This is a genomic window from Bacillus amyloliquefaciens DSM 7 = ATCC 23350 (assembly GCF_000196735.1).
GTDB classification, from domain to species: domain Bacteria; phylum Bacillota; class Bacilli; order Bacillales; family Bacillaceae; genus Bacillus; species Bacillus amyloliquefaciens.
Map to the genome: position 1 here is coordinate 167,501 of NC_014551.1, position 2,500 is coordinate 170,000.

The 2,500-nt window shown below is 52.8% G+C and carries 2 tRNA genes and 2 rRNA genes (1 of these 4 only partly in view); all 4 read left to right on the plus strand.

Annotated features, from left to right (window positions below):
- Positions 1–72: 72 nt before the first annotated feature.
- A 16S ribosomal RNA gene (locus BAMF_RS21190) occupies positions 73–1,622 on the plus strand.
- A gap of 100 nt (positions 1,623–1,722) precedes the next feature.
- Positions 1,723–1,799: transfer RNA gene (locus BAMF_RS21195), tRNA-Ile, on the plus strand.
- Between the two features lie 14 nt (positions 1,800–1,813).
- A tRNA-Ala gene (locus BAMF_RS21200) sits at positions 1,814–1,889 on the plus strand.
- Positions 1,890–1,969: 80 nt separating this feature from the next.
- A 23S ribosomal RNA gene (locus BAMF_RS21205) occupies positions 1,970–2,500 on the plus strand (it continues 2,399 nt past the right edge of the window).
- Together the 16S and 23S rRNA genes with 2 tRNA genes alongside form the textbook arrangement of a ribosomal RNA operon.

Here is a 2,500-nt window from a genome sequence, read left to right on the forward strand (position 1 = left end):
AGACAAAACGTACCTGTTAATTCAAAGTTTTAAATAAATCGCACAGCGATGTGCGTAGTCAGTCAAACTACTTTATCGGAGAGTTTGATCCTGGCTCAGGACGAACGCTGGCGGCGTGCCTAATACATGCAAGTCGAGCGGACAGATGGGAGCTTGCTCCCTGATGTTAGCGGCGGACGGGTGAGTAACACGTGGGTAACCTGCCTGTAAGACTGGGATAACTCCGGGAAACCGGGGCTAATACCGGATGCTTGTTTGAACCGCATGGTTCAAACATAAAAGGTGGCTTCGGCTACCACTTACAGATGGACCCGCGGCGCATTAGCTAGTTGGTGAGGTAACGGCTCACCAAGGCGACGATGCGTAGCCGACCTGAGAGGGTGATCGGCCACACTGGGACTGAGACACGGCCCAGACTCCTACGGGAGGCAGCAGTAGGGAATCTTCCGCAATGGACGAAAGTCTGACGGAGCAACGCCGCGTGAGTGATGAAGGTTTTCGGATCGTAAAGCTCTGTTGTTAGGGAAGAACAAGTGCCGTTCAAATAGGGCGGCACCTTGACGGTACCTAACCAGAAAGCCACGGCTAACTACGTGCCAGCAGCCGCGGTAATACGTAGGTGGCAAGCGTTGTCCGGAATTATTGGGCGTAAAGGGCTCGCAGGCGGTTTCTTAAGTCTGATGTGAAAGCCCCCGGCTCAACCGGGGAGGGTCATTGGAAACTGGGGAACTTGAGTGCAGAAGAGGAGAGTGGAATTCCACGTGTAGCGGTGAAATGCGTAGAGATGTGGAGGAACACCAGTGGCGAAGGCGACTCTCTGGTCTGTAACTGACGCTGAGGAGCGAAAGCGTGGGGAGCGAACAGGATTAGATACCCTGGTAGTCCACGCCGTAAACGATGAGTGCTAAGTGTTAGGGGGTTTCCGCCCCTTAGTGCTGCAGCTAACGCATTAAGCACTCCGCCTGGGGAGTACGGTCGCAAGACTGAAACTCAAAGGAATTGACGGGGGCCCGCACAAGCGGTGGAGCATGTGGTTTAATTCGAAGCAACGCGAAGAACCTTACCAGGTCTTGACATCCTCTGACAATCCTAGAGATAGGACGTCCCCTTCGGGGGCAGAGTGACAGGTGGTGCATGGTTGTCGTCAGCTCGTGTCGTGAGATGTTGGGTTAAGTCCCGCAACGAGCGCAACCCTTGATCTTAGTTGCCAGCATTCAGTTGGGCACTCTAAGGTGACTGCCGGTGACAAACCGGAGGAAGGTGGGGATGACGTCAAATCATCATGCCCCTTATGACCTGGGCTACACACGTGCTACAATGGGCAGAACAAAGGGCAGCGAAACCGCGAGGTTAAGCCAATCCCACAAATCTGTTCTCAGTTCGGATCGCAGTCTGCAACTCGACTGCGTGAAGCTGGAATCGCTAGTAATCGCGGATCAGCATGCCGCGGTGAATACGTTCCCGGGCCTTGTACACACCGCCCGTCACACCACGAGAGTTTGTAACACCCGAAGTCGGTGAGGTAACCTTTTTGGAGCCAGCCGCCGAAGGTGGGACAGATGATTGGGGTGAAGTCGTAACAAGGTAGCCGTATCGGAAGGTGCGGCTGGATCACCTCCTTTCTAAGGATTTTAACGGAATATAAGACCTTGGGTCTTATAAACAGAACGTTCCCTGTCTTGTTTAGTTTTGAAGGAACTTTGATTCTTTCATATGGTAGATGGGCCTGTAGCTCAGCTGGTTAGAGCGCACGCCTGATAAGCGTGAGGTCGGTGGTTCGAGTCCACTCAGGCCCACCATCTTTACCCAATACGGGGCCTTAGCTCAGCTGGGAGAGCGCCTGCTTTGCACGCAGGAGGTCAGCGGTTCGATCCCGCTAGGCTCCACCAACGTGTTCTTTGAAAACTAGATAACAGAAGTAATTCACATTCAATTGTAATGCAAGATATCACGTAGTGATCTTTTTAACGGTTAAGTTAGAAAGGGCGCACGGTGGATGCCTTGGCACTAGGAGCCGATGAAGGACGGGACGAACACCGATATGCTTCGGGGAGCTGTAAGCAAGCTTTGATCCGGAGATTTCCGAATGGGGAAACCCACCACTCGTAATGGAGTGGTATCCATATCTGAATACATAGGATATGAGAAGGCAGACCCGGGGAACTGAAACATCTAAGTACCCGGAGGAAGAGAAAGCAAATGCGATTCCCTGAGTAGCGGCGAGCGAAACGGGACCAGCCCAAACCAAGAGGCTTGCCTCTTGGGGTTGTAGGACACTCTGTACGGAGTTACAAAGGAACGAGGTAGATGAAGAGGTCTGGAAAGGCCCGCCATAGGAGGTAACAGCCCTGTAGTCAAAACTTCGTTCTCTCCTGAGTGGATCCTGAGTACGGCGGAACACGTGAAATTCCGTCGGAATCCGGGAGGACCATCTCCCAAGGCTAAATACTCCCTAGTGACCGATAGTGAACCAGTACCGTGAGGGAAAGGTGAAAAGCAC